Consider the following 26683-nt stretch of genomic DNA (forward strand, 5'->3'; position numbering starts at 1 on the left):
GAGGCGGCGACTTCCACGCCCAACGGATTTCGCCGGTAGCGATGTTCGCATGTGCGGGAATTCGCGATGAACTGTTGGAAATGGCGCTTGCTGAGTCCTTCGGGAAACGGGGAGCCGAGGCAGGTGACGCGGATCGCCGGACGGTCCCTGTCTTATTCTTAAAATTGATATGAGGTAGAGCGCAATGAGAAAAGGCCGCGACAAAATCGCACCGACCTTGTCGACATCGCCTTCACACCAGTGCCAGTACATCCGTGGTCAAAACGCCGCGTATCCAGTTCGTGCCTGACCGCACACGATCTCCACGATGGAGTTCGCCGCGTAGCTAAGGCGGCCGCGACACTTGGCAAGATTGGGGATGCTTTAGCGGCCCGGTCTCGTCGGCCCTATGCCTAGCGCCGTCCCGACCGCACTCGACAACGCTGCCTGCGATACAGGCTTTCGAACCACGGGAATAGTTGCGAAGTCTGCCGGGATATGGACGCCGTCACGGTAGCCTGTCGCGAAGACGTATGGAATGCCACGCTTCTCGAGCTCCTTCGCGACCTCCTCGGATGTGGAAGATCCAAGATTGAGATCGAGAACCGCACAGTCGGGCGATCCCTCGGTAAGGATTTTCAAGGCGGTGGCGACATTGGCCGCGATCGAAACCTCTTCGGCACCGATCGACCTCAGCAGTTCCTCGGTGTCCATCGCGATCAGCGACTGATCCTCGACGAGCAGGACGCTCATTCGGTCCAATGGCTTGAACGCGGCTTCCGCGATGGCTGGGCTGCCGGGCTGCAAGTTTTCCACGACCTCGCGTAGGTGCTCGCCGGGGATCATGATTCTGGCCTCGAGGCCGGCAGGGGCGAAGTCGAGGTCGATGCTTCCCCCAAGGTCGTGCGAAACGGTCTTCTCGATCAAGTTCGAACCGAAACCGCGGCGTGTCGGCACAACGACCTCCGGGCCGCCGCTTTCCTTCCAGGAAAGATGGCAGTCGCCATTTTCGGCGATCGTCCAGGATATCTCCAGCTTTCCTGACGGAACGGAAAGACTGCCGTACTTCGCGGCGTTGGTCATCATCTCGTGCAGAAGCAGAGCGAAGACGCCGAACGCCCGTTCGGTCAAGCCGATGTGATCTCCCGAAATCTGGATGCGATCCGGCAGTTTTGCAAACCGATGCATATCCGCCTCGGCCTCGATCAGGCCCCTGAGTTCGCCGCCGTCCCGGCTACCGAAGGACTGGTCGTGAGCGAACGAGAGCGCCCGGAGCCGCCCTTCGAACGACTTGGCATATTCGTCAACCGACTGGGAGTTCGCCCCGGTCTGCGTCGCTATCGACTTCACCAGCGCGAGGATGTTCTTCACGCGGTGGTTCAGCTCCGAATTCAACAGCTTTCGCTGGCTCTCGGTCCGTTCGCGCTGCTCCTCGGTGGCGTCGTTGTGCGACAGCATCACGTCGCGGACATATCCCCTGATGGATTCGGCCACGACGACGTCGGCCTTCGACCACGGGAGCGATTTGTGCCTGACGTCTTCCCTCCAGGTATCGAAGCTGCCGCGCGGCGATAGCCTGACGCCGTTCTCGGTGAGCTCCTCTTTCTTTCGCGGTTCGCCTGCCCACTCGACTTGATGGGCCTCCTCGCTTCGGAAGAACACCAGGAAATCCGGCGAAGAGACTGAAATCGGAATCGCTAGCACCCCTGCGATGCGCGTACCGTACTCTTCGACGTCACCGGTCTCGGACTGTAGGTCCTGCGTGTCCCAGATGTTCCGGCCCGCCTTCTTGCCAATGATTTCCATCAGATGCGGTATCGCCGTCTCCGATGGGGAAACGCCATACGACGCCCACTCACCACGCGACCATAGGCCCGCCCCGTCGCTGGCGATCAGAGAAGAGAATTCTCGAAGCCTTCTGCGAAGCGTAACCTCGACCGGGTCGGCGTGATCGACGCCTGCGATGATCGCATCGAGACGACTGCGCGTCGCCGCGGCGGACGCCTGCTGTTCGCGGTGCTCGATGGCGGCCACATGCAGCGAGAAGTACTGTGCGAACAGTTCGGTCGCCACGCGCAGCGGGATGGAGAGCCATTTTGGCGTGTTATGGTGGCAAGCGATGAGGCCCCAGAGCTGGCCGTCTACCACGATCGAGATCGACATCGAGGCGGCGACGCCCATATTTCGTAGATATTCGCAGTGGATGGGGGAGACGCTTCGAAGATGGGCGAACGAGAGGTCGACTGCCGGATCGCCTTCGGCGATCTTCGGAAGGAGCGGCACGGGGACGAACGATGCGTCGCCGATCACACGGATCCAGTTCTTGACGTAAAGCTTGCGTGCCTGCACCGGGATGTCGGATACCGGGAAGTGCTGGCCCAGAAAGCTACCCAGAGAAGGGTCTTTCGCCTCCGCGACCACCCGACCGGCCCCGTTGTGCAGGAACCGGTAGACCATCACGCGGTCGTAGCCGAGCATGGCGCGGACGAGCCGCGCGACTGATTTGAATAGCGGGTCGAACTCCCGGTAGCCGTCCACCCGTCGGATCAACGATTGTGTCAGATGGAGCGCCACTTCCGTGTCCTCCGGAGAGGCGGGCCGCTCAAGCTCGAGGAACGTCCGGCCCTCGTATCGGTGGGCTGTGATGTCGGCGACGCTCGCGCCTTCCGAGAGCTTCGCCTTGAGCACGACGCCTGCGATCTGGCCAGCCCCGGCCCGAGCGACGGCGTTTGCGATGTCATGGGAGACGGTCGTACCGACCAGATCGGCAAGCTCCGCGCCGACATAGTCGCGATTGGTATCGCCCAGAAATTCGTCGATATTCTTCGAAACGAACGAAACCATCCCTTGCTCGTTCAGGACGATCATTGCTCCGTGAGGCTGGATGCTGCCCGGAATATGTATGGGTTCCCGATCGCAATTGCTCAGATCGACTTTGGACCTATCATAACTCAATGGCGGACATCCTGCTTTCTCGGGTGGGAATGCCTGTCTGCCATAGCGTCCGGCGACCAGCAATCGCTGATGAAGATTTATACGATTGGTTACTGATATTGGATTATCGAAGATGCTGATCAAGAAGAACGGCGTCTTAACGGCCGGATGAACGCCAGCAACAGATTCGGATCGACAGCGACCAATCTCCGCCTTGGTCATTCCCGTCGCGATCGGTAGATCCTCCAGGTCCGACGACGCTTTCGCTATTTGTTTGGGGGGTGTTGATCAATGCACGCCGGTCTGGGCGTTTCACTAGATGGCCGCGGTACGCAACAACTTCGCGCTCTGCGAGCTTCGCCATAATCAAACTACAGCACCCCCGCTCGTCGGGGGGTGCTGCGCCTCGCCCGCCGCCGCTGTCCCCTCGCGGGTCCTCCATCGTCCGTTGGGAGACAATCATGGCCGATGACAGCACCGTAACCATCCGCGCCAATTTCGACACGCGCGAAGCTGTAGACCTCGCAATAGAACATCCGGTGCAGCGGCTTCAGCGGCGAACACGTCCGGGTCGAAGGCCTTACGCGGCGACGCGTCGTACGACGGCAGCACGCGCGATGAGGCGCCACTCGCGGGCGTCGTCGAGATCTCTATTGATATCGAAGCCAGCCAGCACCCACGGTCAATCGAATTGATCTGGCGTTGCGAGTATCGAGCAACTGAGCGATGGCACACCTTGTCGGCGTCTATGCTCTGGCCGGCGAATTGTCTCGCTCATCCTACCTTCAGGAAGCACTGGAACGGTACGAGGAAATTATGCGGCCCTATGTGGAAAAGGGACAGAACGTCCCGAAATTCGCTCCGAAAATGCTGCAGCCACAGACCTTGCTGGGCGTCGCCTCGCAGCGAGGCGTTCTGCGCGTCTCTGACACGCCGGGCATTAAGCAGCTCGTGACCAAGCTGTTCTTATCCGGCGCGGACGACTTCAAACTGCCCGAGTACGGCGCCATCCCTTCATAGAGTAGACGCGACCGGTTGCAACGCTCTCCGTCACAAATAAATGATTGGAACCTCTAGGTTTTCCGCGTGTTTTCGATCCACAAACCAAGAGGAAACACCCATGAAGAAAATTATCCTTCTGACCGCGAGCCTCGCGCTTGTCGCCTCAGCGGCTTTTGCCCAGAGCCAAACGCCGACCACCTCTCAGACGACGCCAGCGGTCAATACCGAGCAAAATCCCGGTGCACCTGTCGCGGGTAAGAACAGCTTCACCGAAACTCAGGCTGAGTCCCGCATCGAAGAGGCCGGCTACACCGACGTATCCGGTCTGAAGCTCGACGATCAGGGCGTTTGGCGCGCCACCGCTTCCAAGGACGGCAAGTCCGCCAACGTCTCCCTGGACTTCCAGGGCAACGTCACGCTTGCGAAGTAAAAATATAACGGAGAAATCCCCATGAAGACCACAATCACAGGACTGTATGACAGTTACGACGATGCAAAGGCGGCTGTGAAAGCGCTCGAAGATGCGGGCGTCCCGTCGGACGACATCAGCATAGTCACCAACAAGGCTAATGGCGACGTCAATGTCGAAGGGCAAAGCAACCGGGCAGGCGAAGGTGCCGGCGCCGGTGCAGGCCTCGGCGCTCTGGCTGGCGGCGCGGGCGGTCTGCTGACCGGCCTTGGCCTCCTTGCCATTCCAGGCGTTGGTCCCGTCGTTGCTGCGGGCTGGCTCGCGGCCACGGCGGCTGGCGCAGTCGCTGGTGCCGTTGCTGGCGGCGCCGTCGGCGGGATCGTCGGCGCGATGGTCGAATCCGGTGTGCCGGAAGAAGATGCCAACTTCTATGCTGAAAGCATTCGTCGCGGCGGCTCTGTCGTGACGGCGCGTGTGGAAGACGACCGTCGCACGTCCGTAGGCGCGATCCTCAACAGATCGCCGCGGGTAAACGTCGCAGAGCGTCGGGCACGTTATGCCGAGCAGGGTTGGACACGTTTCGACGAGACCGCCGATCCCTACACAATCGAGCAGATCGCCGCCGAGCGCGACCGTTATCGCGTCAACCGTCTGTAATTTGTTCTATAGGAAACCATCGGAGGCCTCGCAGTCGCTGCGGGGCCTTTTTTGATTTGGGTCGGCGGGACTTTTTCGCGTCGCCGACGTTGTCCTCTCACGATCGAAAGGAGACCGAGATGTCATCGAAAGCCACCGCAGCAAAGCAGCGCGATATCCAAGCCCAGGTCGCGAAGGCCGACGAAAAGTCAAAATCGACGCCTAGCGGCGCGATGCAGGCGGGTGCGCGGAAATACCCGGAACCGCCTTTCCCGAAAGTGCATCAGAAGAAGCCTGGCTCCGAGGCTGACCTACCGCTCATGCCGCTTTACGATGCGCCGTTCTACAAGGGGTCGGGAAAGCTGAAGGACAAGGTCGCACTCATCACCGGTGGAGATTCGGGCATTGGCCGCTCGGTCGCGATTCTGTTCGCACGCGAGGGCGCCGACGTCGCCATAGTCCATCTCGACGAGAACGAGGATGCGGCAAACACCAAAGCCGTGGTTGAGAAGGAAGGCCGCCACTGCTTGGTTATCAAGGGCGATGTGAAAGACCCCAAGTTCTGCCGTGACGCTGTAGCCCAGACTGCCAAGCAGTTCTCTGGTCTCGACATCCTCGTCAACAACGCCGCTTTCCAGGTCCATACCGCCGAAATCGAGGATCTTACCGACGAGCATTTCGACGAAACACTGAAGACCAACCTGTACGGCTATTTCTATATGGCCAAGGCCGCAATTCCTCACCTCTCCAACGGGTCGGCGATCATCAACACCGGATCGGTCACCGGATTGGAAGGCTCTAAGGAGCTGCGCGACTATTCGATGACGAAGGGCGGCATTCACGCTTTTACCAAGGCCCTGTCCAGCCAGCTCGTCCCGAAGGGCATCCGCGTCAACGCCGTCGCGCCCGGACCAGTCTGGACGCCGTTGAATCCTTCTGACAAGCAGGCCGACGACGTCGCGAAGTTTGGCAGTCAGACGCCGATGAAACGCGCCGCTCAGCCTGAGGAGATTGCGCCCGCCTACGTCTTCCTCGCATCGCCACAGATGTCCAGCTACATCACCGGCGAAATCCTCCCCATCGTCGGCGGCTACTGAGGTTGGAGATGGCGAAGTTCTACTTTCAACTGCTTGACCACGAAGGCGTCCGTCCTGCGGAGATGCTGTACGACTTCGACACTGCGGAAGCTGCGATCGAGGAAGCGCGCACGGCGCTGTCCGAAATGGCAGCCGATGGGCTTCCGACCAGTGAATACAAAATGCTGTCCGTCGAGGTCTTCAACGAAGAACGAAAACCGGTCCGGAAGATCAGGCTTGTTCTCGAGGAAATCGACAAGACCGCAACTGCAGATCCAATAGCCGAGGAGACCGAACATGGTCACTAGAAGTAACGACACCGAATCGCCCAAGGTCACCGAAACCGCCATCGAAGCACGCCAGGGCAGCTTCGGGAAGCCGGTCTTCATCGTTCTCGTTTGTGGCATCTTGCTCGCACTGCTCGCCTGGGGCGGGGTCGAGATTTGGGGCGAGAGTATCGATCGAGACGCCGAGCCCACGGCTTCGACGAAGGCCGATCCGATCAACGCACAGCCGTCCGGCGCCGGAACGTTCGACAACAACGCAGCCGACGGCAGCAGCCGTCCGCCCGAAGCGACCGATCGTTCTCCGACTCCGAGTGGCAGTGGCAGCGGCCCGACACAGGTGACGACGCCAGCCGGAACCGAGAAAATTAAATAGATCGGGATCGCCAACACCGCAAACTCTGGGGCGAGTGGTCTCGCCCCAAGCATTCGAATTTGCCCGAACGAACAACCGAACGGAGAAATCGATGAGCGACCTCAAGAAGGGCGACAAAGTCACCTGGGACACCAGTCAAGGGAAAACCAAAGGCAAGGTCGTGAAGAAACAGACGACGCCAACCAAGATCAAGGGTCACGATGTCAAGGCGTCGCGATCCAATCCCGAATACATCGTCGAAAGCGAAAAGACTGCCAAGCGGGCAGCTCACAAGCCAGGTAGCCTGACCAAGACTGGCGATAGTTCGAAACCCTAAACCAAGCTGACCGCACACCTCACATGGACGACGACGGAACGATCCCGAGAGTCGGCGTCAGAAACACGTCGTTATCTTTTCGCTCGCTCGCAGCGCTGGAGACCGCTGAGCGAACTTCAGCCTCTTCCCAGCCGGCATCGACCGCCGATGTCAACAATTCGGCCGCCTTGTCCTCATCGGACGCGCTCGAAGTTTCGTTCAAGTGCCTCCGTGCCGTTTCCAGGCATTGCTTCAAATCTTCGATCCGGGCGGGATCGTCGGCGGAATGGCTTGGGGATGCGACGTAGGTCATGGTGGCTCCTTTGATTTTACGATTAACGGCGAGCGTGCCCGGGAGTTCCGGCAGGGTTTAGGCTTTTCCCTACCGCTCCTTCAAGGGATCGTGCCCCCAGTTCATTAGCGAGTAGCGCCACGCCGAACGCTCCTTGTCCACCTTCGGTCCGCCTTGGGCGAGATGTCTGTGCACGTAGCCTACGACTTTTCGCATATGCTCATAGTCCTCGTCCGTCAGATCTGCCCTCTTCTTGTGCTTGATATCGACGATACGTCGTCCGGAGTGATGATCGATCGACTCCTTGCGGCCGTCCGCCTTCCACCCGTTGACGAGGCTCTCCTCCGTGCGCAGCCACTTCTCCAGCTCCGATGACGACATGTTCACCGCTTCGGCGAAATCAGCCAGGACCTGATTGGTGTCGATGTCGCTGTCTTTTGTCATTTGATCCTCCTGAAATGCTGCACACACGTACGACGACGAACGCCGGTTATCGCGGAAAGTTTCGCGCGTAATACCTGTGGTCAGGAGAGAGATCTCAACGGACATCTCGCCGAAACGCGGCGACGCACGATCCCTTCGTTCCGCGTTCAAGGACGCGGCGCATTCTTAACCGCCTCGAAGGTCGGGCACGACGACAGTGAACATATCGGTCGTTTCGGTGCCACGGCCGTCCAGCACATTCTTGTTTGCGGTCAGCCGTGGAGAAAGGAGCAGCGGCGGTCCGCTGCCCCCAACGAGCGTGTCGATGCCGATGCCATCACCTCGAACATGGCGTTGTTCGAAGCCTTCGATGATCCCTGACATTGAATGTCCTCGCCAATTGGGCTCAGGTTACGCTACGGCGCTACGAGCCTGCTCGGGATGCTTTCCCTCCGCGAACTCCTCAACGATTTTCGCGCAGAACGCCGGCAGGTCGTCTGGCTTGCGGCTCGTAACGAGTCCTTTGTCGGTGACAACCTCCTTGTCCACCCACGTTCCACCCGCGTTTTCGATATCTTTCCGGATCGACGAGTAGGACGTCACGGTACGACCTTTCAGGACGTCTGCTTCCACCAACAGCCACGGACCGTGGCAGATGACACCGACGGGCTTCGCTTGCTTAAAGAACGAACGGACGAACGACACGGTGTCGGCATCGGCTCGCAGCTTATCCGCGCCGACGCATCCGCCTGGAATGATGAGGCCGTCGAAGTCGCTTGCGGCGACATCCGTCACCTTCTTGTCGACCGTATAGGAGCTACCGGGGTCAAGGTCGCTGTTGTTTGTCTTGGCTTCTCCAGCCTCGATGCCGACGACGGTAACCGTCGCGCCAGCGGCTTCGACCGCGTCCTTGGGCTTCTTGAACTCGGGCTCTTCGGTGCCGCGGGGTGCGATGAGGATCGCGATCTTCTTGCCTTCGAGAGTCATCGTTGTCTTCCTAGTTGTTGAGATTTCGACCGTGAGGTCACCGCTAGAAAACCCCTTTTGGAAGTCGAAGTTCCCAGCTCGAGATCAGTGATTTTTGGTTGGATCGTGGCACCGGCCACTGCGCTCAGCGCGTATCGCTGCCAGTGGCACCGGCATCAACGAGCGTTGGCGGCAATCGGAAAGTCGCTTTCAATCCAACGAGGGCGTCGCCTTTTGCCCCACAGCCTTCGGATGACAGGTCACGTAGGTTCCAAGCGCGATTTCCAGGGCCATCGCCGTTGTTCCGAAGATCAGGCCATACGTCCAGGCGACGCTGAGACGAAGTTCGGCGAGCGCGCCAAAGATGGCGGATGAAGCCGACACGCCAAGAAAGACGAGCGTGTTGAGCGCGCCAAGTCCGATGCCTCTCATTCGATCCGGGAGCAATGCCTGAGCCTCGGTCATCGCCACCGGATGAATGTTGCCCACGGCGTAGAGCAGAGCCAACCCTGCGGATGCCGCAAACACGCTTTATCCCGGTGAGAGGGCGAGAAGAACCGCTCTTAGAAGGCCGATGACATAGGTGGCGGTCACGAGTGTCCGACCATGCATGCCATTTGAGTAGCACGAATGGCAATGCGAGCGAAGTCGCAACTCCAATATGCTCACCCCGGTCAGTGCTGCGCCGACATCGGTGTCGCGCCCGAATACGTCGGTAAGGTACGGTCCAGCCCAAGCGTTTTCGAAAAGTGCCTCCGAGCGAGGGCGTGAAGCAGATAGGTACAAGATAGAGGAGGTGGGACAACCTCCACGAGCTAGCGGCGCTTACCTGAACAGCGTTTAACGACGAGCCTGTTTGTCGTAGGGTTGCCGCGACTGAGAAGGCGCAGCCCAGCATCATCATCGAGGCCGCCAGCATGCAGCGCGCCGCCCGCACTCTGCCGTGAACCATGATAACGGAGACGCTGAGAGCAGCGCTCCCCCGGAACCTACAGAACTTACCGTGGCCGCAAGGCGGGCGGCTTTGTCTGGTGAATGAAGTCGTCCGAGATAGGAGAAAACGCCCATCGGCGCACATCCAATTCCGATCGCAACCTGACCAGCGGAGGCGGACCAGAAATCGGATGAAGCCGCCAAAAGTGCTGAACCTGCAGCGCCCGCGATCATCATCAAGGTCATCGGTAACCGCATGCCCCAGCGATCGAAGGCGATGCCGACAGGAATTTGTAGCACCGCGAACGATCCAAAAAACGCAGACGCAAGCCAACCGAATTCAACAGGCGCGAGTCCGAGTTCATTCGAAATCAGCGGCCCGACGACACCGAAATAGCTTCGAAACAGAGAGCAGATAGAGATGCGCGCATTCATTCCCCGCAAGAAAACCAGGCTCCAAGACCGGGATGAGTTTCAGTCCCGCTTATCGGATCTCATGTCCGATCTTCGAGATACTGCTCCGCTCCTTCGATGGGCCGTAGCCATTTCTCCCGCCGTTTTATCCATAATTCGTACGTCGGTGCGAGTGGTGTGGGCGCCTCGGTGAGGATGCCGAGCTTGATCTCGGCCTCGTCCTCGTTCGCCGAGAACAACCTGGAACCGCAGTTCGGACAAAAGCGCCGTCCAGCGAACTCGCGCGTTCCGCCCTGGGATTCGAATTCAGTAGCCGGCCACACTGCGAAAAACGTGAAGGCCGAACCGCTCTCCTGTCGGCAGTCGGTGCAGTGACAGATGCCGATCCTGACTGGGTTGCCACGCAGGGCAACTCGGACGTTTCCACATTTGCAGGAACCGGTCAGTGTCGTCATTTCGGGGCTCCTGTTCCGTCGTCCACCACCTCCGTATCCGGACGATCTCCCCCGTCGACGTGCTCGCTGTGCCAGCGACCATCCGAAAGTTGATAGGAAATCTCAGCGTCGCGACCTTCGAGATGCTGCCGTTCCGCGGCCGACTTCGCAGCGGACAGCGCCACGTCATGGTCGGCGAAAGTCTCCGACCAGACGTCGCCCAGCCTGTAACCGTAGCCGCCGTCGTGCGCACCGACATGGTATGTAAGTTTCGTCATTCTGTTTCCTCCATTTGACACCGTATCTAGTGCAACGCGGCCATGGGCCAAGCCCGTCTCGCCGCGCCCCGATAGCCAACAATCTTTCGGCATGCTAACCACCCTTATCGAGAGGGAGTCTCATGAGAAGGAAGCTTGTCGCCGTCGCCGTCGCCGCGCTTGCTCCGGTCGTCGCAATGCTCGGATATAACGAGTATGCGATGCGGAGCCAGCGCAACGACGAAGTGCGCGCACAAGCTGCGCAGGCGGCCCGGCAGGCGTCCTCAGAAGTCGAGCGGATCGTCGAAGGACTGCACTCGCTTCTCATCTCCGTGCGCTCCATGCCGGCAGTGCGGAACCTCGACCCCGCCGTCTGCAACGCGTTCCTTAGGTCGGTTGCATCCAGCGTCCCGAACATCCGGATGATCTTCGTCGTCGATCTCGAAGGCAGGCCCGTATGCGGAAGCGTTGAAGCCCCTGCGAGCGTGACGTTTTCCGATCGTGATTACTTCACGGCTGCCGTCGCCGGCGAAGACTTCGTCGTCGGGACGTACACGAAGAGCAGGATGTCGGACACGGCCGTTCTGCCCGTGGCGATGCCAGTGGTCGTCGACGGCACCACGAAGGCGGTGGTTGTTAGCGGGGTCAAGCTCGACTGGCTTCAGAAACGCATCGCCGAGCGCGGGGTCGCTCCAGGCAATGCCGTCACGATCGCAGATAGCGGCGGCACCATCCTCGCGCGCGTGCCACAGCCGGAACGTTTCGTTGGAACTGTCATCCCTCACGATTTTCAAAAGCTGGTCCACGCCGTGCAGCCGGGCGTGATCGAGGTGGTGAGCCAGGATGGAACCGAGCGTGTCCTTGGCTATCAGCCAATTACGCCGGGCGGCAGTCCCCTCTATGTGAGCGCTGGCTTCTCGAAGGACGAAGCGTTCGCCCCCATCAACCGGGCGACGACCATCAACGTCCTTGCGATCGTTGGAGGCGTTGTTGTTGCCTTCCTGGCGGCTTTCTTCGTGGGGACCAGGTTCTTGATATCGCCAGTGGTTTCGGTCGCCTCGGTCATGGATCGCTGGCGTTCGGGCGAGCTTACGGCCCGCACCTCGATGAAACCCACCGACGAAATGCACGCCGTGGGCGCTGCGCTCGATTCCCTTCTGGACGAGCTCGACTGTCGTCGCGTCCAGAACGAGCGGGCCGAGGAGGAGCGAATGCTTCTGGTCCGCGAGCTTGCGCATCGTGTCAAAAACGGCTTTACCCTTGTGCAGGCTATTGCCCGTCAGAGCTTCAGCAAGGCCGATCCCGACGCCTACCATTCGTTCGCGAGCCGACTGTCGTCTCTGGCATCGACATACGATCTCCTTCTGTCGAAAGACGCGAGCGCCTCTACCGTGCGAGAGGTGGTCGAGACCGCGCTGCGGTCTCACGGGGGCGACGATCACCAGCGCTTCCGAATTGATGGGCCGGAGGTTGCCCTGCCTGCAAACCTGACGCTTCCGCTTTCGCTCGTCATTCACGAGCTGGCTACCAACGCTACCAAGTACGGAAGCCTTGGCAGCGATGGCGGACTGGTTTCCATCGAATGGACTTACGGCGACGGGCGGCTTTACCTGCTCTGGACGGAAACAGGCGGCCCGCCAGTCTCAGCACCGACGCGCAAGGGGTTTGGATCCATTCTCATCGAAAGAGCGTTTCCTGCTGCCGCAAAAGCCCACTATAACCCAGATTACCGTCCCGAAGGCCTGGCGTTTGAAGTTGGTTTCACGGTGGAACCGTTCGCTACCGCGGACGCTCGGGTTCAAAGCGAGGAGGGAAAATGACTGCGAGTCGCACCAAAATCCTCGTAGTGGAAGACGAGCCTCTCTTGATGATGATGGCGGTCGGGGTCGTCGAAGACGCTGGTTTCGAGGCCATCGAAGCGAGCAACGCCGATGAAGCGATCGCGCTTCTTGAGAGCGATCCAGCAATCGTCATCCTCTGGACTGACATCGACATGCCGGGTTCCATGGATGGCTTAAAGTTAGCCGCTGCCGTTCGCGACCGCTGGCCGCCCGTCGAAATTCTCATCGTTTCAGGCAAACAGCGTCCAGGCAGCAACGAAATTCCGGAGCGCGGCGTTTTCATTCCGAAACCGTATGACAGTCGCATGGTTGCCGAAACACTGGTCCGGATGGCCGCCTAGGCGAATGTGCAGGCCGTCCCGGCTGCCTTGCCTCAACGCCGACGTTTACGTTGTCGGCAGTGGTGCTGCAGTCTCTCCAGAGGTTGCCGTAATCCAACTGTGGGTCATCGATATGGTGTCGCCCCCGGTCAGAAATGATCCATTCGAGTTGCAGGCTGCGGGCGACAGCCACCTAGCTTTCGGGGCGATACCGCCGGAACATCGGTTTAGAGTGGAACAACAGCCATATTTCGAAGTTTCTTTGGCTCTGGTTGGCGTACTGCGCCCCGCCATGCCCGACCTTGGAGACAGCGTTTATGATGCCCGCGCGCCAACTACCAATTTCGAGACCTCGGATTTACTATGTGAACCTCATTGATCTTTCGGACGCCAATAGCTGGCTGCAAACCCTAGATCACGCCGCCTCATTGCATTTTGACACAGTGATGACCGCGCCGCTTTTTTACGGTGGGATCGTAAACGTTTCAAATCGCAACTTTATCGATAACGGGTCGAGACTTCCCAACTCGTTGAATGACCCCCTATCGTTTCTATGTGAAAGCGCGGCATCTAGAGGCCTGGGCCTCATGATGGACGCACCGATTGCAACCTTTCGAACAGAAGGGGGCGTTGGGTTAGGGGCTCTTGATCCCCGTCACTCACCATCTGCTCCATGGCGACACGCCGACAGCGCGACGTTAGACGCCCAAGCTCTCATTGCACGTGTTTCGGAGCTTTCCGAACTCGGCGTCGCCGGCTTCCGGTTCCTAGGACTGGAACGGCTTGGGGATTTAGATTTGCAACGCCTGGGTGGGTTCGATTTCGGGCATAAGCGGCCGTTGCGGCTCGTCTATACGCCCGGTACCGATTTCGCCTTTCGCGCCAGATTGGAGGGCCGCGGCTTTGATGGCGTATTTTCCTCCCTTGCCTGGTGGGACATGCGCGAGGGATGGTTTCTCCAAGAACACCGTTTACAACGAGCGCTAGGCCTGCAGGTGGCGTTTCCAGAAGCGCCTTTCGCTAGACGATTAGCCCATGGAACAGAAGGTCGCGAGGTACGAGAACGAAGATCCTTGCGTGCCCTCCGGCTCTCCGCCGCTCTCGGAGACGGGTTGATGATTCCGATGGGTTTCGAATTTGGTGCCGTACTTCCGCTCGACGTGACGCGTGGCGGAGAACTAGACTTCGACATGCTTCGGTCTGGCGGAGCATTCGATATTTCCTCAGCAGTCCGGGAGGCCAACGACGCCATTGCCTCCTCAAGGCCGATGGTGCCGACGGCATACGTGACTTCTCCGGAAGCAACCGCCATAACCTTAGCCGATCACGATGACCTTCGCGTGGCGGAGCGGGTGGGGATCGTGGTCATCAACCGAGACCTTCGCCGGCCCAGTCCCTTGCCCTGGGAAATTGTCTCACAGGCCGCAGCGCCTTTTTTCGTCCAAGCTCCCGGAAGCGAACCTAGATTCCTAGCGGCTGGAGAACTTCAACTGCTCAATGCGGCCGTAGGCGACGAGATTGTCAGCGAGAGCGTGTCTTCGCCGGGGGCGGCGTCTGATGAGTCGGAACGGATCGCAATCGAGAATATCGAGCCGCAAGTCGATCAAGGGCGTTTTGCCGCAAAGCGCGTTGTCGGGGAGATAGTTTCCGTCAAAGCGGACATTTTCGCCGATGGCCATGATCGGCTGGCAGCGTCTCTTCTGTATCGTGCCATTGATGATGCCAACTGGACGGAATCTCCTCTCATCCTCGACAACAACGATCGGTGGGTGGGGCAATTCCGGCTCGACAGGATCGGTCGCTATGAATTTTGCGTTGAAGCTTGGAAAAATCCGTTTGCCATATATCGCCATGAACTCTCAAAGAAAGCTGAAGCTGGTTTGGATCTCACGCTCGAATTGATCGAGGGGGAGGCGCTTTTGCGCAAGGCCAGCGAAAGAATGGCGGCCCCCGGAGAAAAAATCACTGAAATTTTAAAAATCTTGGCAAATAGCGACCCTAGTGAAAAGATGAAGGTGCTTCTGTCTTCTCATCTGTCGGCACTGATGTCGGAAGCCGACGAGCGTCCATTCCGCACCCGTTCACCACCCTCGCTTGTTGACGCTGAACGAGTGCAGGCTGCATTCGCAAGCTGGTACCAGGTCTTTCCGCGGTCGCAAAGCGGTGACACCGAGCGTCACGGCACGTTCGACGACGTCATCAGCCGACTACCGGCAATTCGCGACATGGGATTTGACGTCCTATATTTTCCCCCCATTCATCCGATCGGAAGTACGAACCGGAAAGGTCGTAACAACAGTCTTAGGGCGGAGCCGGGCGATCCCGGCAGCCCTTACGCAATCGGGTCGCCGGAGGGGGGCCATGATGCAATACATCCGGAGCTCGGTGGCTTCGAAGGGTTTAGGCGTCTTGCCAAGGCAACCCGAGAACATGGATTGGAACTTGCGTTGGACCTCGCGATCCAAGCATCCCCGGACCACCCTTGGCTAACGGATCACCCAGGCTGGTTCGAATGGCGCCCGGATGGCACCATTCGCTACGCCGAAAACCCGCCCAAGAAGTACGAAGACATCGTCAATGTCGACTTCTATTCCAAGGACGCGGTGCCCGCCCTTTGGGAGGAACTGCGCGATATTGTCCAGCTATGGGTGGACGAGGGCGTCAAACTGTTCCGCGTGGACAATCCGCACACCAAACCGTTCCCCCTCTGGGAGTGGTTGATTGGCGACATCCGCGCTCGTCACCCAGACGTCGTGTTTCTGTCGGAAGCGTTTACGCGACCGAAGGTGATGTACCGCTTGGCCAAGGTCGGCTTTTCGCAGTCTTACACCTATTTCACTTGGCGCAACACCAAGTGGGAGCTCGAGCAGTACATGATGGAGATTACCCAGACCGAGGCCAAGGAATTCTTTCGGCCGCACTTCTTTGTCAACACGCACGACATCAATCCGGACTTTCTCCAGGATGCTCCACGGCCAGCATTCGCCATCCGCGCTGCCTTGGCTGCGACGCTGTCAGGGCTCTGGGGCGTCTATAACGGTTTCGAACTTTGCGAGGGCCGTCCGGACGTCAAGCGCAAGGAATATGCTGACAGCGAGAAATATGAAATTCGCGCTTGGGACTATGACCGTCCCGGCAACATAAAACCTGAAATCACGATGTTGAACCGCATTCGGCGCGACAATTCCGCTCTCCATTCCCACCTTGGTCTTACACTCCTCAGTTCTTCAAATCCCAATGTGATGTTTTTTGAGAAGGCGGCGCCCGGCCGTCACAATGTTTTGCTCGTTGGGATTTGCCTCAACCCTCACGGAATCGAGGAAAGTACTGTCGAGATCCCGTTATGGCAGTTTGGAAAAGACGATGGCGGCACACTGGACTTAGAGGACCTGGTCAGCGGCCGAAGGTTCTTGCTTACGGGCAAGTGGCAGACGCTCCGGCTGGATCCGTGGCATTTGCCGTTCGCAATCTGGCGCGTCAGAACAGGAGAGATTTGAAATGGACGCCGTGTCGACAAGCGAGAACCGGACCGAGACTGCGGACTCCACGCTGTGGTACAAGGACGCCATCATTTATCAGTTGCACATTAAGTCGTTCTACGACGCCAACGGCGATGGGATAGGGGATTTCGAAGGACTCTTCGAAAAGCTCGATCACGTTGCGGCGCTTGGCGTCAATGCCATCTGGCTGCTGCCCTTCTTTCCTTCACCGCGGCGCGACGACGGTTACGACATCGCAGACTATGGCAGCGTCAGTCCCGATTACGGCACGATTGTCGACTTCCGCAAATTCGTTGCAGCCGCCCACGATCGGAACATCCGGGTGATTATGGAGCTGGTCATCAACCATACCTCCGACCAGCACCCCTGGTTTCAACGGGCGAGGCAGTCTGCTCCGGGGAGCCCCGAACGCGACTTCTATGTCTGGTCCGACAACGACCGTAAATTCCCCGAGACCCGCATCATATTCATAGACACCGAGAAATCCAATTGGACTTGGGATCAGACCGCTGGGGCATACTACTGGCATCGCTTCTACTCGCACCAGCCCGATCTTAATTTCGACAATCCACTCGTAATGAAAGAACTGCTGTCTGTGATGCGCTTTTGGCTGGAGACGGGAATCGATGGTTTTCGTCTGGACGCAATCCCTTACCTGGTTGAACGTGAAGGGACGAATAACGAGAACCTGCCGGAAACGCATGCAATCCTGAAGCGGATCCGAGCGGCGCTCGACGAAACCCATCCTGGCGTCATGCTGCTTGCCGAGGCCAACCAGTGGCCGGAGGATACCCGCGAATATTTCGGGGATGGAGACGAGTGCCACATGGCGTTTCATTTCCCCCTCATGCCGCGGATGTATATGGCAATTGCAAAGGAGGATCGCTTTCCGATCACAGACATTATGCGGCAGACCCCGGACATTCCTGATACATGCCAGTGGGCGATCTTTCTGCGAAATCACGACGAGCTGACGCTGGAGATGGTGACCGATGCGGAACGCGACTACCTCTGGGACACGTATGCGTCCGACAAGCGGGCGCGTATCAATCTCGGCATCCGGCGCCGTCTCGCACCGCTCATGGAGCGCGACCGTAGGCGGATCGAGCTGATGAACGCACTTCTTCTATCGATGCGTGGCACACCTGTGCTGTACTATGGCGACGAGATCGGAATGGGCGACAACATCTATCTCGGAGATCGCGACGGCGTTCGCACACCGATGCAGTGGTCCCCCGATCGTAATGGCGGGTTTTCTAAAGCCAATCCTGCGCGCTTGGTGCTTCCGCCCGTTTCGGACGCGCAATATGGCTATGAGGCCCTCAACGTCGAATCCCAGACTTCAGACGCGCACTCGTTGTTGAACTGGACGCGCCGAATGCTGGCCTTGCGCAGTCGCCATCCCGCTTTCGGCAGAGGATCGCTCCGATTTCTGACACCGGAGAACCGGCGCATTCTGGCCTATATCCGCGAGCATGACGACGAGGTGATACTGTGCGTGGCCAACCTGTCGCGAGTCCCTCAAGCCGTCGAACTTGACCTCTCGGCTTACGAGGGTCGAGTGCCTGTCGAGCTTACGGGTATGTCGCCTTTTCCGCCGATCGGGCAGCTCACCTATCTTCTGACGCTGCCACCCTACGGATTCTTCTGGTTTCAACTCAACGCTCAATCGGACGGTCCCGCATGGCGCACCGCTCCGCCGGAGCAACTTCCAGATTTTCATACGGTTGTGATCCGGCGCAGCCTCGCCGAACTTTTCGATGAAACTCCACATCAAGCCGTGCTGGCCGGCGACATTCTTCCGGCGTACCTGGCGAGACGGCGATGGTTCGGCGCAAAGGACCAGCCGCTTCAGTCGGCGAGACTGATTTCGGCGAGCTCCATACCCTTCGCCGACGGCGTCGTGCTCGGTGAAGTCGAGGCAGTCTTGCCCGATCACGTCGAAAGCTATCAGCTTCCGCTCGCGATCGAATGGGATGACACCACGCCCAACATCCTCGGGCAACAACTGGCCCTCGCGAGAATTCGGCAGGGGCGGCGTGTCGGTTTCTTGACGGATGGATTTACCGTCGAGCCCATGGCGCGGGGGATCATCGAGGGTCTGAAAAATCGATCTAAGATCACTGGTCGGTCCGGGACCATAGAGTATATTGGAACCGACTTCCTTGACCGCCTGGATATCAACGACGAGATGGAAATCAGGTGGTTATCAGCCGAGCAGTCTAATAGTTCTCTCATCGTTGGCGACGTCGCAATGATAAAACTCATTAGGCACGTCTTTGAAGGCATCCATCCCGAAGTAGAGATGACGCGCCATCTAACCCTGCAGGGATATGAACACACTGCACCCCTTCTTGGCGAGGTCGCTCGCACCGACGGAGAAGGGCGCCGCTCAACACTTATCGTCGTGCAAGGCGCTATCCGCAACCAGGGAGACGCGTGGAACTGGATGCTCGCCAATCTGCGTCGCGTTGCCGACGAGGTTGCGACCACCGAAGCCGAGCTGGACGCTGCCGACGATCAATTAAGGCCACTTCTGAGTTTCGTGGCCATGATCGGCCAGCGCCTCGGGGAGCTGCATGTGCTGCTAGCCAAGCCGACCGAAGATCCGTCTTTCGCACCCCGCCGGGCTGGATTGGCGGACGTCGACACGATCAAAAGATCGGTCACCGGGGAAATCGCGTATGCATTCTCGAAACTGCAGGAGATCGCTGATACTATTGAGGGCCCGCTCGAAGATGCCGTTCGGTCGCTGCTAGCTGAGAGGGACCAGATCCTAGATCTCGCGGCTCGGCGATCTGAAAAATCTGCGACGACGCTTCTTACGCGCGCCCATGGCGATTTCCATCTGGGTCAGATTTTGGTGACCGAAGGCGACGCCGTCATCATCGACTTCGAAGGCGAACCTGCGCGCAATCTCGTGGAGCGTCGTGCCAAGACGAGCCCCCTGCGGGACGCGGCGGGACTACTACGCTCGCTAGACTACCTGGTGGCAACCGCGACGCTCGAGAACGACGCTGTTTCCGACCATCACGATGAACGCCGGCGCCAACTTATCGTCCGGTTCGGCACTTCCGCCAAACGACTTTTTCTTGAAAATTACACTCATGCCTTGGCTGGATCGTCGAACCTGCCAAGTGATCCCCAGACGGTACAAGAACTCCTCGACATCTTTCTCTTGGAGAAGGCCGCTTACGAAATCGCCTACGAGGCCCGCAACCGGCCGAAGTGGCTTCCGATACCTCTGTTTGGTTTCGCCGAAATCGTGTCGCGGCTCCAAGGAGAGCCTGCATGACACAGCAAGCAGTAGCGATGACATCGGATCTTGATCCCGATGAACTGGTTGCGATCGTCGAGGGCCGGCACGGGGACCCTTTCGACGTTCTCGGTCCGCATAAAACAGCCGACGGCGAGACGAAGGTCCGCACGTTTTTTCCAGGGTCGCTCGGCGTCGAGTTGCTTGACAGCCTCAGCGGCACGGTTCTCGCGGTATCGGCGCGAGTGCACCCGGCTGGAGTCTTCGAAGCTTCGGTCGAAAGCGGCGCAAAGTACCGGCTGAAAATCCTCTGGCCAGGTGGCGCGCAGGAAACCGACGATCCCTATCGGTTTGCTCCGCTGCTCGGCGAACTCGACCTTCATCTGATTTCCCAGGGAACGCACTATCAACTTGCATCGGCGCTCGGCGCAAATCCGATTTGGGTCGAAGACGTCGAGGGTGTCCGTTTTGCCGTCTGGGCGCCGAATGCCCGTCGGGTGTCGGTTGTTGGTGACTTCAACACCTGGGACGGTCGACGACATCCTATGCGCCTGAGGCGCGAGGCTGGCGTGTGGGAGATCTTTATTCCGGATCTGACGGTTGGAGAGCGCTACAAGTTCGAGATTTTGGATGGTCAGGGGAGCGTGCTCGCGCAGAAGGCCGATCCAGTTGCACGAGCTGCTGAAGCCGCGCCGTCTACGGCTTCCGTCGTTGCGTCCCCTGAACCCGTCAGGTGGCGCGACGCTCGGTGGATGGAGAAACGCGCAAGCACAAACGTTTTGGATCGTGCGATATCGATTTACGAGGTCCATGCTGGATCGTGGCTACGGGAAATGACCGACGGGGGCAGGTCACTCGACTGGTTCGAGCTCTCGCAGCGGCTGATACCGTACGTCAAAGAAATGGGGTTCACCCATGTCGAGCTCTTGCCGATCATGGAATATCCGTTCGGCGGTTCATGGGGATATCAGCCTTTAGGGCTGTTTGCGCCGACAGGACGGTATGGCACGCCAGAGGACTTCGGCTATTTCGTAGACCGCTGCCACGATAGTGATATCGGCGTCATTCTGGACTGGGTTCCAGCTCACTTCCCCAGTGACGTTTGGGGCCTCGCTCGGTTCGACGGAACGGCTTTGTACGAGCACGAAGACCCGCGAGAAGGGTATCACCGCGACTGGAATACACTGATCTACAACTTGGGCCGGGCCGAGGTGAAAGGCTTCCTGATCGCCAGCGCTTTGGAGTGGTTGGACAGGTATCATGTTGACGGACTTCGTGTCGACGCCGTGGCCTCGATGCTTTACCGAGACTATAGCCGGCCAGAAGGGGAATGGATACCCAACCGGTATGGGGGCCGCGAGAACCTGGAAGCCATCGAATTTTTCAAGCATCTTAATAGCGTCGTGCATGAACGCCACCCGAACGTCTTGATGATCGCCGAAGAATCAACGGCGTTCCCAAAGGTGACGGCGTCGCCCGAAGATGGCGGCCTAGGCTTTGATATGAAGTGGAACATGGGCTGGATGCATGACACCCTCCACTACATGTCGGATGATCCCGTCTATCGCAAATACCATCACAGCTCTATGACATTCGGGATGATCTACGCCTACACGGAAAGGTTTGTCTTACCGTTTTCCCATGACGAGGTGGTGCACGGTAAGGGTTCCTTGCTGACGAAGATGCCGGGCGACGACTGGCAGAAGCTTGCAAACCTAAGAGCGCTTTACGGTTTCATGTGGGGCCATCCAGGCAAAAAGCTTTTGTTCATGGGGTGCGACATCGGACAGCGGAGCGAGTGGAACCACGACACTTCAGTCGAGTGGGATCTGCTCGACGAGCCTCGCCATGGCGGGCTCCAGCGATTGGTCAGGGATTTGAACCGAGTGTATTCTTATTTTCCACCCCTACAATACGGAGACCTGAATTCGGATGGATTCGAGTGGGCTGTCGCTGACGATGCTGAACATTCTGTACTGGCGATGATCCGGTACGACGAAAAGCAAAAGGCCGTCTGCCTCATCGTATCAAACTTTACGCCGGTACCACGGCACCGTTACCGGATAGGCGTGCCGTTGGACGGCCTTTGGCGCCGAATCCTCAGCACCGATGATACAGTATATGGTGGCTCCGGCATGGCAACTTCAGACGCTCAGTCCCAAACCAATGCCGCGCATGGTCGATCGTTTTCTATAGAGGCGGACTTGCCGCCCTTATCCACGGTTATGTTCATCCGAGAGTAAGGCGGCAGACGCATACGTCGTCGAGACGTCTTACGGGAATGATGTTCACCGGATGAAGCAGTGCTAAGTGGCCGGCTTGGCTGTTATTGCTGGTTGTCCTCACTCATCGTCTGGCTCGATAGACGATCGATGGCACCTCGGTTCATGTGTCGCAGCACGCCGGAAAGCGAGTCACGTTCCTTATCAGACATCAGCTCATCGACGGTTGTCATTGCCTCTGAAAGAAGAGTTTCGCGGTCCCGCAGACCCTTATTGAAGAGTCTGGCGACTGCTACCGTCAGCGCTCCGACGGAGGTCGGGTCACCCGTTATTCCTTTGGCCCGTGCGATCTCCCTGACAATACTCGCGCACAGACGCGCGTCTTCTTTCGATGGCAAGCTCATAACCACTCCGCGATTGGCTCGCCCCAGCGAGTGGGGCGAGCCTGGCCCGATTGTTTAGAAATCCATGCCTGCCCCAGCCGGGATCGCCGGCGCGGCATCCTTCTTGGGCTTCTCGGCGATCATCGCCTCGGTCGTCACCAGAAGGCCGGCGACCGAGGCCGCATCCTGGAGTGCGGTCCGCACGACCTTGGCCGGATCGATGACGCCCTGTGTATAAAGATCGCCGTATTCGCCGGTCTGGGCGTTCCAGCCGAAGGAGAAGTCGGTCTTTTCACGCAGCTTGCCGACGATGACGGAGCCTTCGGCACCAGCGTTTTCGGCGATCTGGCGAACGGGGGCCTCGATCGCCCTGCGGACGATCTCGATACCAACCTTCTGGTCTTGGTTGGCGGTTGCAAGATCGTCGAGTGCCTTTACAGCCCGCAACAACGCAACACCACCGCCCGGCAGGATGCCTTCCTCGACGGCGGCACGCGTTGCATGAAGCGCGTCGTCGACGCGATCCTTCTTCTCCTTGACCTCGACTTCCGTGGAGCCACCGACACGGATCACCGCAACGCCGCCTGCCAGCTTGGCCAAACGTTCCTGCAGCTTCTCGCGATCGTAGTCGGACGTGGTCTCTTCGATCTGCGCCCGGATCTGGGCGACGCGGCCGTCGATCTCGGACTTGGAGCCAACGCCGTCGATTATGGTGGTGTTTTCTTTCTCGATCGCCACCTTCTTGGCTCGACCGAGCATGTTGAGCGTTACGTTCTCAAGCTTGATGCCGAGATCTTCGGAGATGACAGTGCCGCCGGTCAGGATGGCAATGTCTTCGAGCATCGCCTTGCGGCGATCGCCGAACCCCGGCGCCTTGACAGCCGCAATCTTCAGACCACCGCGCAGCTTGTTGACGACGAGCGTAGCAAGAGCTTCGCCCTCGACGTCTTCCGCGATAATCAGCAGCGGTTTGGAGGACTGCACGACGGCTTCGAGGACCGGCAGCAAGGACTGAAGGTTCGACAGCTTTTTCTCGTGGATGAGGATATAGGGGTCCTCGAACTCGACGCGCATCTTGTCCTGATTGGTTACGAAGTACGGCGAGAGGTAACCGCGGTCGAATTGCATGCCTTCGACAACTTCGAGCTCGGTCTCGGCGGTCTTGGCTTCCTCGACGGTGATGACGCCTTCGTTGCCGACCTTTTCCATCGCCTCTGCTAGATATTTACCGATCTCTTCGTCGCCGTTGGCCGAGATGGTGCCGACCTGGGCGATTTCGGAATTGCTGGTGATCTTGCGGGCGTTGGTCTTCAGTTCCTTAACGACGGCGTCGACGGCAATATCGATGCCGCGCTTAAGGTCCATCGGGTTCAGACCGGAGGCGACGGCCTTGGCGCCTTCCTTGACGATCGCCTGGGCGAGGACAGTTGCGGTGGTGGTACCGTCGCCGGCGAGATCGTTGGTCTTCGATGCCACCTCGCGCAGCATCTGGGCGCCCATGTTCTCGAACTTGTCTTCTAGTTCAATTTCCTTGGCGACCGAAACACCGTCCTTGGTAATGCGCGGCGCGCCGTAGGACTTGTCGATGACAACGTTGCGGCCTTTTGGGCCAAGCGTGACCTTCACGGCGTTGGCAAGGACATCGACCCCACGCAGCATGCGTTCGCGTGCATCGGTGTTGAATTTGACTTCTTTCGCAGCCATTTGTTCACTCCTTCAATAGGCAGCTTTTTGACTGATGGGCGGTAATGCGTGATTACGCGGCCCGCTTCTGCTCGGCCTGAGCTTCTATAATGCCCAGGACGTCGCTTTCCTTCATGATCAGCAGATCTTCGCCGTTGATCTTGATTTCGGTGCCGGACCATTTGCCGAACAGAATGCGGTCGCCAGCCTTGACGTCGAGCGCCTGAATCTGGCCAGTCTCGCTGCGTGCACCAGGGCCAGCGGCGACAACTTCGCCTTCCTGCGGCTTTTCCTTGGCAGTGTCAGGGATGATGATCCCACCCTTGGTCTTTTCTTCGGATTCAACCCGACGGACAAGAATGCGATCATGAAGCGGTCGGAACGACATGTTTTCCTCCATTGGACAAAAAAGATGACGCAAAATCCCCTGCCGGACCGGGTGACCAATCCGGACGGGGCGAACCTCATCTGAGCGTTCGCGTTCAAAATTTATTTTCGAGATTTTGTGATTTCAAGAGGGGCGGGAGAAAAAATTAGCACTCGATGTCGCCGGCTGCTAACATGCTGGAAAGGAACAATAAACGCCTTTGATGGTTTAAGAATACCGTTGATAGATGGATGATTTTACGTCACCTTCGCAGTGTCATGAAACGGAGATAAAGCATGCAATTCTCGTCGGATTTCGAGCGTCAGCTTAACGGCTACGGCCTCACCACCGCGCACATCCTCTACCGCATTCCCGATTTTGAATCCGTCCTGCAAACCTACGTTTGGCAGGACTACGATCTTGCACCGGACTTTCCAGAAATGCGCAAATTCCTGGACTTCTGGCGCAACAGCCTCGACGGACCGCTACACTCCGTCCGCTATACACACCGACGTCTGATTGGACCGAACGAATGGCGCCGTGTCGAAGGCGAGTTCAAGCTTCACTGAACTCTTGATTTTGATATTTCCGCTTCCTAGCTCACCCGGCGATCGGGGCTTGATCAGTCCGGTCGCTTTCCACGTCTGTATGGAGTGAGACCACATGGAAGAAAACATTAAAGTCATCAAAGGTGCCAGCATCCCGGAGAGGGAGGAGATCATTGTTGATTTCGCGCGCTGGCTCGAGACTGCTTCGCAAGATGCACTTGTCTACGGTGAGGGCCGTTTTGCTGTGATGTCGGCGCATATGGCGCAAGCGATCCGCATAAACGCCGACGAACTTGCGCGCGACAATCCCGAAGCGACCGAACGGGTACTGCAGCAAGCCTGCGCGATGATTTCAAAGTTCAAAGCAGCGTACCCGCATCGCGTTCTCAGTCGCTCAGTGCACTGACGATGGGGCAACTTGCGATCGGCGAAAAAAATGCGCAGCCGATCTTGAAATGGAAAATCGCTAAAACCAAATCGATTATTGCCAGCCGCTGAGACAGGGCTGACTTCGCCGGGAGCGCCGCTTTTGGCACTCTCGTACCCATGTTGCTTCAAGGAGGATATGGCTATGGCAACATCTTACGACTACGCACCTCTCTACCGCTCGAGCGTAGGTTTCGACCGGATCTTCACTCTTCTGGAGAACGCCCAGCGTGCCCGGTCGACCAACGACTGGCCGCCTTATGACATCGTCAAGAACAATGACGACACCTATACGATCTCGATTGCGGTGGCTGGATTTGCACAGGACGATCTCGATATCACTTTCCAGTCCAATCTGCTGACCGTCACCGGTAAGAAGCAGGAGACACCGGCCGATGGCTACCTGCATCGCGGCATCGCCGGACGCCCGTTTGAACACCGGTTCGAGCTTGCCGACCATGTCCGGGTGAACGGAGCAGATTTGAACAGCGGTCTTCTCTCGATTGAGTTGGTCCGTGAGATCCCTGAAGCATTGAAGCCCAGGAAGATCTCAATCCAGAGTACGCCTGCGTTGACGTCGACTGCTTCGGCGCAGATCGAAGCGCAGAAGGCGGCGTGACCTTTTAGTTCATTCAATGGTCAGCGGCGCCATCGCGATGGCGCCCATCGACATTCCGGGTTGGAAAGGAGAGAACGATGAAACCCGATATGTTCAGAAAACCTGTCACCATTCTCGTCGGCCTTGGCTTTCCTGCAGAAGTTCGCACCGTCATGGATGCTTACCGACATCTTGTTGAGTGGCCCACTTCGTTCAGGGACACGGCGCATTCAGTCGCCCTTAAAGCATGCCAGGCGGCGCTTCGTGGCGAGATCGAAGCGGAGACGGCGCGTGGTTTGTTTGTAGCATTCGCGCAGAAGCATGAACTTCTTGCGCCTCAAACATCTGCTGTCGTGGCGTCTCGCGCGCGAAGCGACCGCGATCCCCACGTGCAGTAAGGTCAAGTATTATGAGGCACATCGTGTTGCAGCAGTTGATCGACAATGCAGCAACAATGGGTCCGATTGTGTTGATGCGGGGGATGCATCTTAGACGGCCGACAGATGTTGTAGAGGCGTCGTCTCTCTCGACCGATGACAAACGGACGATCCTTGCTGCGTGGGCGTCCGACCTTTACGCGGTCGACTCGAAGCCAGCGCTTCGGCACTTGCCGGGAACGCCAGAACCGGTCTTAATCGATGAGGTTCAGTCAGCACTAATAGAACTCGATTTGCGGAATTCTTAGTTCCGTGCACCACACCGGAAGTACGGACCTTTCCCCAATGGGATGCCGGACTGCGGTTTAAAAAGATGAGGATTTGGCCCTGTGGTCGAGGAGATGCACGGTGTTCGAAAGCCGTGCATCGAAACGACGGTATCGATGTGGCGA

29 protein-coding genes and 1 pseudogene are annotated in these 26683 nt (G+C 58.4%); 18 read left to right on the forward strand and 12 right to left on the reverse strand.

Annotated elements, in window-relative coordinates:
* Positions 1-363: 363 nt before the first annotated feature.
* Positions 364-2934, reverse strand: coding sequence for an HWE histidine kinase domain-containing protein (locus AC1DIJ_RS14810; protein ID WP_477831468.1), 2571 nt, complete (start codon positions 2932-2934; stop codon positions 364-366).
* Between the two features lie 440 nt (positions 2935-3374).
* Between AC1DIJ_RS14810 and AC1DIJ_RS14815 the strand changes: the two are divergent.
* The 8 genes and pseudogenes from AC1DIJ_RS14815 to AC1DIJ_RS14850 form a co-directional block, all read left to right on the forward strand.
* Positions 3375-3586: pseudogene (locus AC1DIJ_RS14815) on the forward strand (hypothetical protein); the annotation flags it as partial.
* 53 nt (positions 3587-3639) lie between these two features.
* Entirely contained in the window at positions 3640-3933 is a 294-nt protein-coding gene (locus tag AC1DIJ_RS14820) for a hypothetical protein (protein WP_112389401.1), read from the forward strand.
* A gap of 100 nt (positions 3934-4033) precedes the next feature.
* Positions 4034-4345 carry a PepSY domain-containing protein gene (locus tag AC1DIJ_RS14825; RefSeq protein WP_112389400.1) on the forward strand — a complete coding sequence of 104 codons (312 nt, stop codon included), beginning with the start codon at positions 4034-4036 and terminating at the stop codon, positions 4343-4345.
* 21 nt (positions 4346-4366) lie between these two features.
* Complete coding sequence (locus AC1DIJ_RS14830) at positions 4367-4981, forward strand: general stress protein (RefSeq protein ID WP_112389399.1); 615 nt, start codon at positions 4367-4369, stop codon at positions 4979-4981.
* A gap of 119 nt (positions 4982-5100) precedes the next feature.
* Positions 5101-6057 carry an SDR family oxidoreductase gene (locus AC1DIJ_RS14835; RefSeq protein ID WP_112389398.1) on the forward strand — a complete coding sequence of 319 codons (957 nt, stop codon included), beginning with the start codon at positions 5101-5103 and terminating at the stop codon, positions 6055-6057.
* An 8-nt stretch (positions 6058-6065) separates the two neighbouring features.
* A complete protein-coding gene (locus AC1DIJ_RS14840) occupies positions 6066-6344 on the forward strand; it encodes a DUF6894 family protein (protein WP_112389397.1) in 279 nt (92 codons plus the stop codon).
* Positions 6334-6696, forward strand: coding sequence for a hypothetical protein (locus AC1DIJ_RS14845; RefSeq protein ID WP_112389396.1), 363 nt, complete (start codon positions 6334-6336; stop codon positions 6694-6696). The genes AC1DIJ_RS14840 and AC1DIJ_RS14845 overlap by 11 nt, the downstream gene beginning before the upstream one ends.
* A gap of 91 nt (positions 6697-6787) precedes the next feature.
* Complete coding sequence (locus AC1DIJ_RS14850; protein WP_112389395.1) at positions 6788-7012, forward strand: hypervirulence associated TUDOR domain-containing protein; 225 nt, start codon at positions 6788-6790, stop codon at positions 7010-7012.
* A gap of 19 nt (positions 7013-7031) precedes the next feature.
* Here the strand turns inward: AC1DIJ_RS14850 and AC1DIJ_RS14855 are convergent, their stop codons facing one another.
* From AC1DIJ_RS14855 to AC1DIJ_RS14890, 8 genes are all read right to left on the reverse strand, one after another.
* Positions 7032-7304, reverse strand: coding sequence for a hypothetical protein (locus AC1DIJ_RS14855; RefSeq protein WP_112389394.1), 273 nt, complete (start codon positions 7302-7304; stop codon positions 7032-7034).
* A gap of 69 nt (positions 7305-7373) precedes the next feature.
* On the reverse strand, positions 7374-7727 hold the full coding sequence (locus tag AC1DIJ_RS14860; protein WP_112389393.1) for a DUF3140 domain-containing protein: 354 nt from the start codon (positions 7725-7727) through the stop codon (positions 7374-7376).
* 165 nt (positions 7728-7892) lie between these two features.
* Positions 7893-8090 (reverse strand): hypothetical protein, encoded by a 198-nt coding sequence (locus AC1DIJ_RS14865; RefSeq protein WP_112389392.1) that lies wholly within the window; start codon positions 8088-8090, stop codon positions 7893-7895.
* 27 nt (positions 8091-8117) lie between these two features.
* Complete coding sequence (locus AC1DIJ_RS14870; RefSeq protein WP_112389391.1) at positions 8118-8693, reverse strand: type 1 glutamine amidotransferase domain-containing protein; 576 nt, start codon at positions 8691-8693, stop codon at positions 8118-8120.
* Between the two features lie 189 nt (positions 8694-8882).
* Positions 8883-9200, reverse strand: coding sequence for a hypothetical protein (locus AC1DIJ_RS14875; RefSeq protein ID WP_310295203.1), 318 nt, complete (start codon positions 9198-9200; stop codon positions 8883-8885).
* A 372-nt stretch (positions 9201-9572) separates the two neighbouring features.
* Positions 9573-10040 carry an MFS transporter gene (locus AC1DIJ_RS14880; protein ID WP_310295205.1) on the reverse strand — a complete coding sequence of 156 codons (468 nt, stop codon included), beginning with the start codon at positions 10038-10040 and terminating at the stop codon, positions 9573-9575.
* A 59-nt stretch (positions 10041-10099) separates the two neighbouring features.
* Complete coding sequence (locus tag AC1DIJ_RS14885) at positions 10100-10474, reverse strand: GFA family protein (RefSeq protein ID WP_112389390.1); 375 nt, start codon at positions 10472-10474, stop codon at positions 10100-10102.
* Positions 10471-10731: a hypothetical protein gene (locus AC1DIJ_RS14890; protein WP_112389389.1), complete on the reverse strand. Its 261-nt coding sequence runs from the start codon at positions 10729-10731 to the stop codon at positions 10471-10473. Before AC1DIJ_RS14890 ends, AC1DIJ_RS14885 begins: the two co-directional genes overlap by 4 nt.
* Before the next feature lie 122 nt (positions 10732-10853).
* Here AC1DIJ_RS14890 and AC1DIJ_RS14895 point away from each other — a divergent pair, with 122 nt between their 5' ends.
* From AC1DIJ_RS14895 to glgB, 5 genes are all read left to right on the forward strand, one after another.
* Entirely contained in the window at positions 10854-12530 is a 1677-nt protein-coding gene (locus AC1DIJ_RS14895; protein WP_112389388.1) for a sensor histidine kinase, read from the forward strand.
* Positions 12527-12892, forward strand: coding sequence for a response regulator (locus AC1DIJ_RS14900; protein WP_112389387.1), 366 nt, complete (start codon positions 12527-12529; stop codon positions 12890-12892). The genes AC1DIJ_RS14895 and AC1DIJ_RS14900 overlap by 4 nt, the downstream gene beginning before the upstream one ends.
* Before the next feature lie 296 nt (positions 12893-13188).
* Positions 13189-16368: an alpha-1,4-glucan--maltose-1-phosphate maltosyltransferase gene (locus AC1DIJ_RS14905; protein ID WP_112389386.1), complete on the forward strand. Its 3180-nt coding sequence runs from the start codon at positions 13189-13191 to the stop codon at positions 16366-16368.
* A 1-nt stretch (position 16369) separates the two neighbouring features.
* Positions 16370-19666, forward strand: coding sequence for a maltose alpha-D-glucosyltransferase (gene treS, locus AC1DIJ_RS14910; RefSeq protein ID WP_112389385.1), 3297 nt, complete (start codon positions 16370-16372; stop codon positions 19664-19666).
* Positions 19663-21870 (forward strand): 1,4-alpha-glucan branching protein GlgB, encoded by a 2208-nt coding sequence (gene glgB, locus AC1DIJ_RS14915; protein ID WP_112389384.1) that lies wholly within the window; start codon positions 19663-19665, stop codon positions 21868-21870. The genes treS and glgB overlap by 4 nt, the downstream gene beginning before the upstream one ends.
* 83 nt (positions 21871-21953) lie before the next feature.
* On the opposite strand, the gene AC1DIJ_RS14920 is transcribed toward glgB, so the two are convergent.
* The 3 genes from AC1DIJ_RS14920 to AC1DIJ_RS14930 are packed head-to-tail and all read right to left on the reverse strand — an operon-like array spanning position 21954 to position 24303.
* Positions 21954-22253 carry a hypothetical protein gene (locus AC1DIJ_RS14920; RefSeq protein ID WP_112389383.1) on the reverse strand — a complete coding sequence of 100 codons (300 nt, stop codon included), beginning with the start codon at positions 22251-22253 and terminating at the stop codon, positions 21954-21956.
* Positions 22254-22307: 54 nt separating this feature from the next.
* Positions 22308-23936 (reverse strand): chaperonin GroEL, encoded by a 1629-nt coding sequence (groL, locus tag AC1DIJ_RS14925; RefSeq protein WP_112389382.1) that lies wholly within the window; start codon positions 23934-23936, stop codon positions 22308-22310.
* A gap of 52 nt (positions 23937-23988) precedes the next feature.
* On the reverse strand, positions 23989-24303 hold the full coding sequence (locus AC1DIJ_RS14930; protein ID WP_112389381.1) for a co-chaperone GroES: 315 nt from the start codon (positions 24301-24303) through the stop codon (positions 23989-23991).
* A 275-nt stretch (positions 24304-24578) separates the two neighbouring features.
* Here AC1DIJ_RS14930 and AC1DIJ_RS14935 point away from each other — a divergent pair, with 275 nt between their 5' ends.
* The 5 genes from AC1DIJ_RS14935 to AC1DIJ_RS14955 all read left to right on the forward strand — a co-directional run bounded on the left by AC1DIJ_RS14935 (position 24579) and on the right by AC1DIJ_RS14955 (position 26539).
* Positions 24579-24851 carry an usg protein gene (locus AC1DIJ_RS14935; RefSeq protein WP_112389380.1) on the forward strand — a complete coding sequence of 91 codons (273 nt, stop codon included), beginning with the start codon at positions 24579-24581 and terminating at the stop codon, positions 24849-24851.
* A gap of 94 nt (positions 24852-24945) precedes the next feature.
* Positions 24946-25236, forward strand: a complete 291-nt coding sequence (locus tag AC1DIJ_RS14940) for a hypothetical protein (RefSeq protein ID WP_112389379.1) — start codon at positions 24946-24948, stop codon at positions 25234-25236.
* Between the two features lie 165 nt (positions 25237-25401).
* Positions 25402-25875 (forward strand): Hsp20 family protein, encoded by a 474-nt coding sequence (locus AC1DIJ_RS14945; RefSeq protein WP_112389378.1) that lies wholly within the window; start codon positions 25402-25404, stop codon positions 25873-25875.
* Between the two features lie 77 nt (positions 25876-25952).
* Positions 25953-26252, forward strand: a complete 300-nt coding sequence (locus tag AC1DIJ_RS14950) for a DUF982 domain-containing protein (protein WP_112443998.1) — start codon at positions 25953-25955, stop codon at positions 26250-26252.
* A gap of 11 nt (positions 26253-26263) precedes the next feature.
* The gene (locus AC1DIJ_RS14955) at positions 26264-26539 is read left to right on the forward strand and encodes a hypothetical protein (RefSeq protein WP_112389376.1); all 276 of its coding nucleotides are present in this window, start codon (positions 26264-26266) and stop codon (positions 26537-26539) included.
* Positions 26540-26683: the final 144 nt, after the last annotated feature.

This window comes from Rhizobium sp. 10N427, from assembly GCF_056394605.1.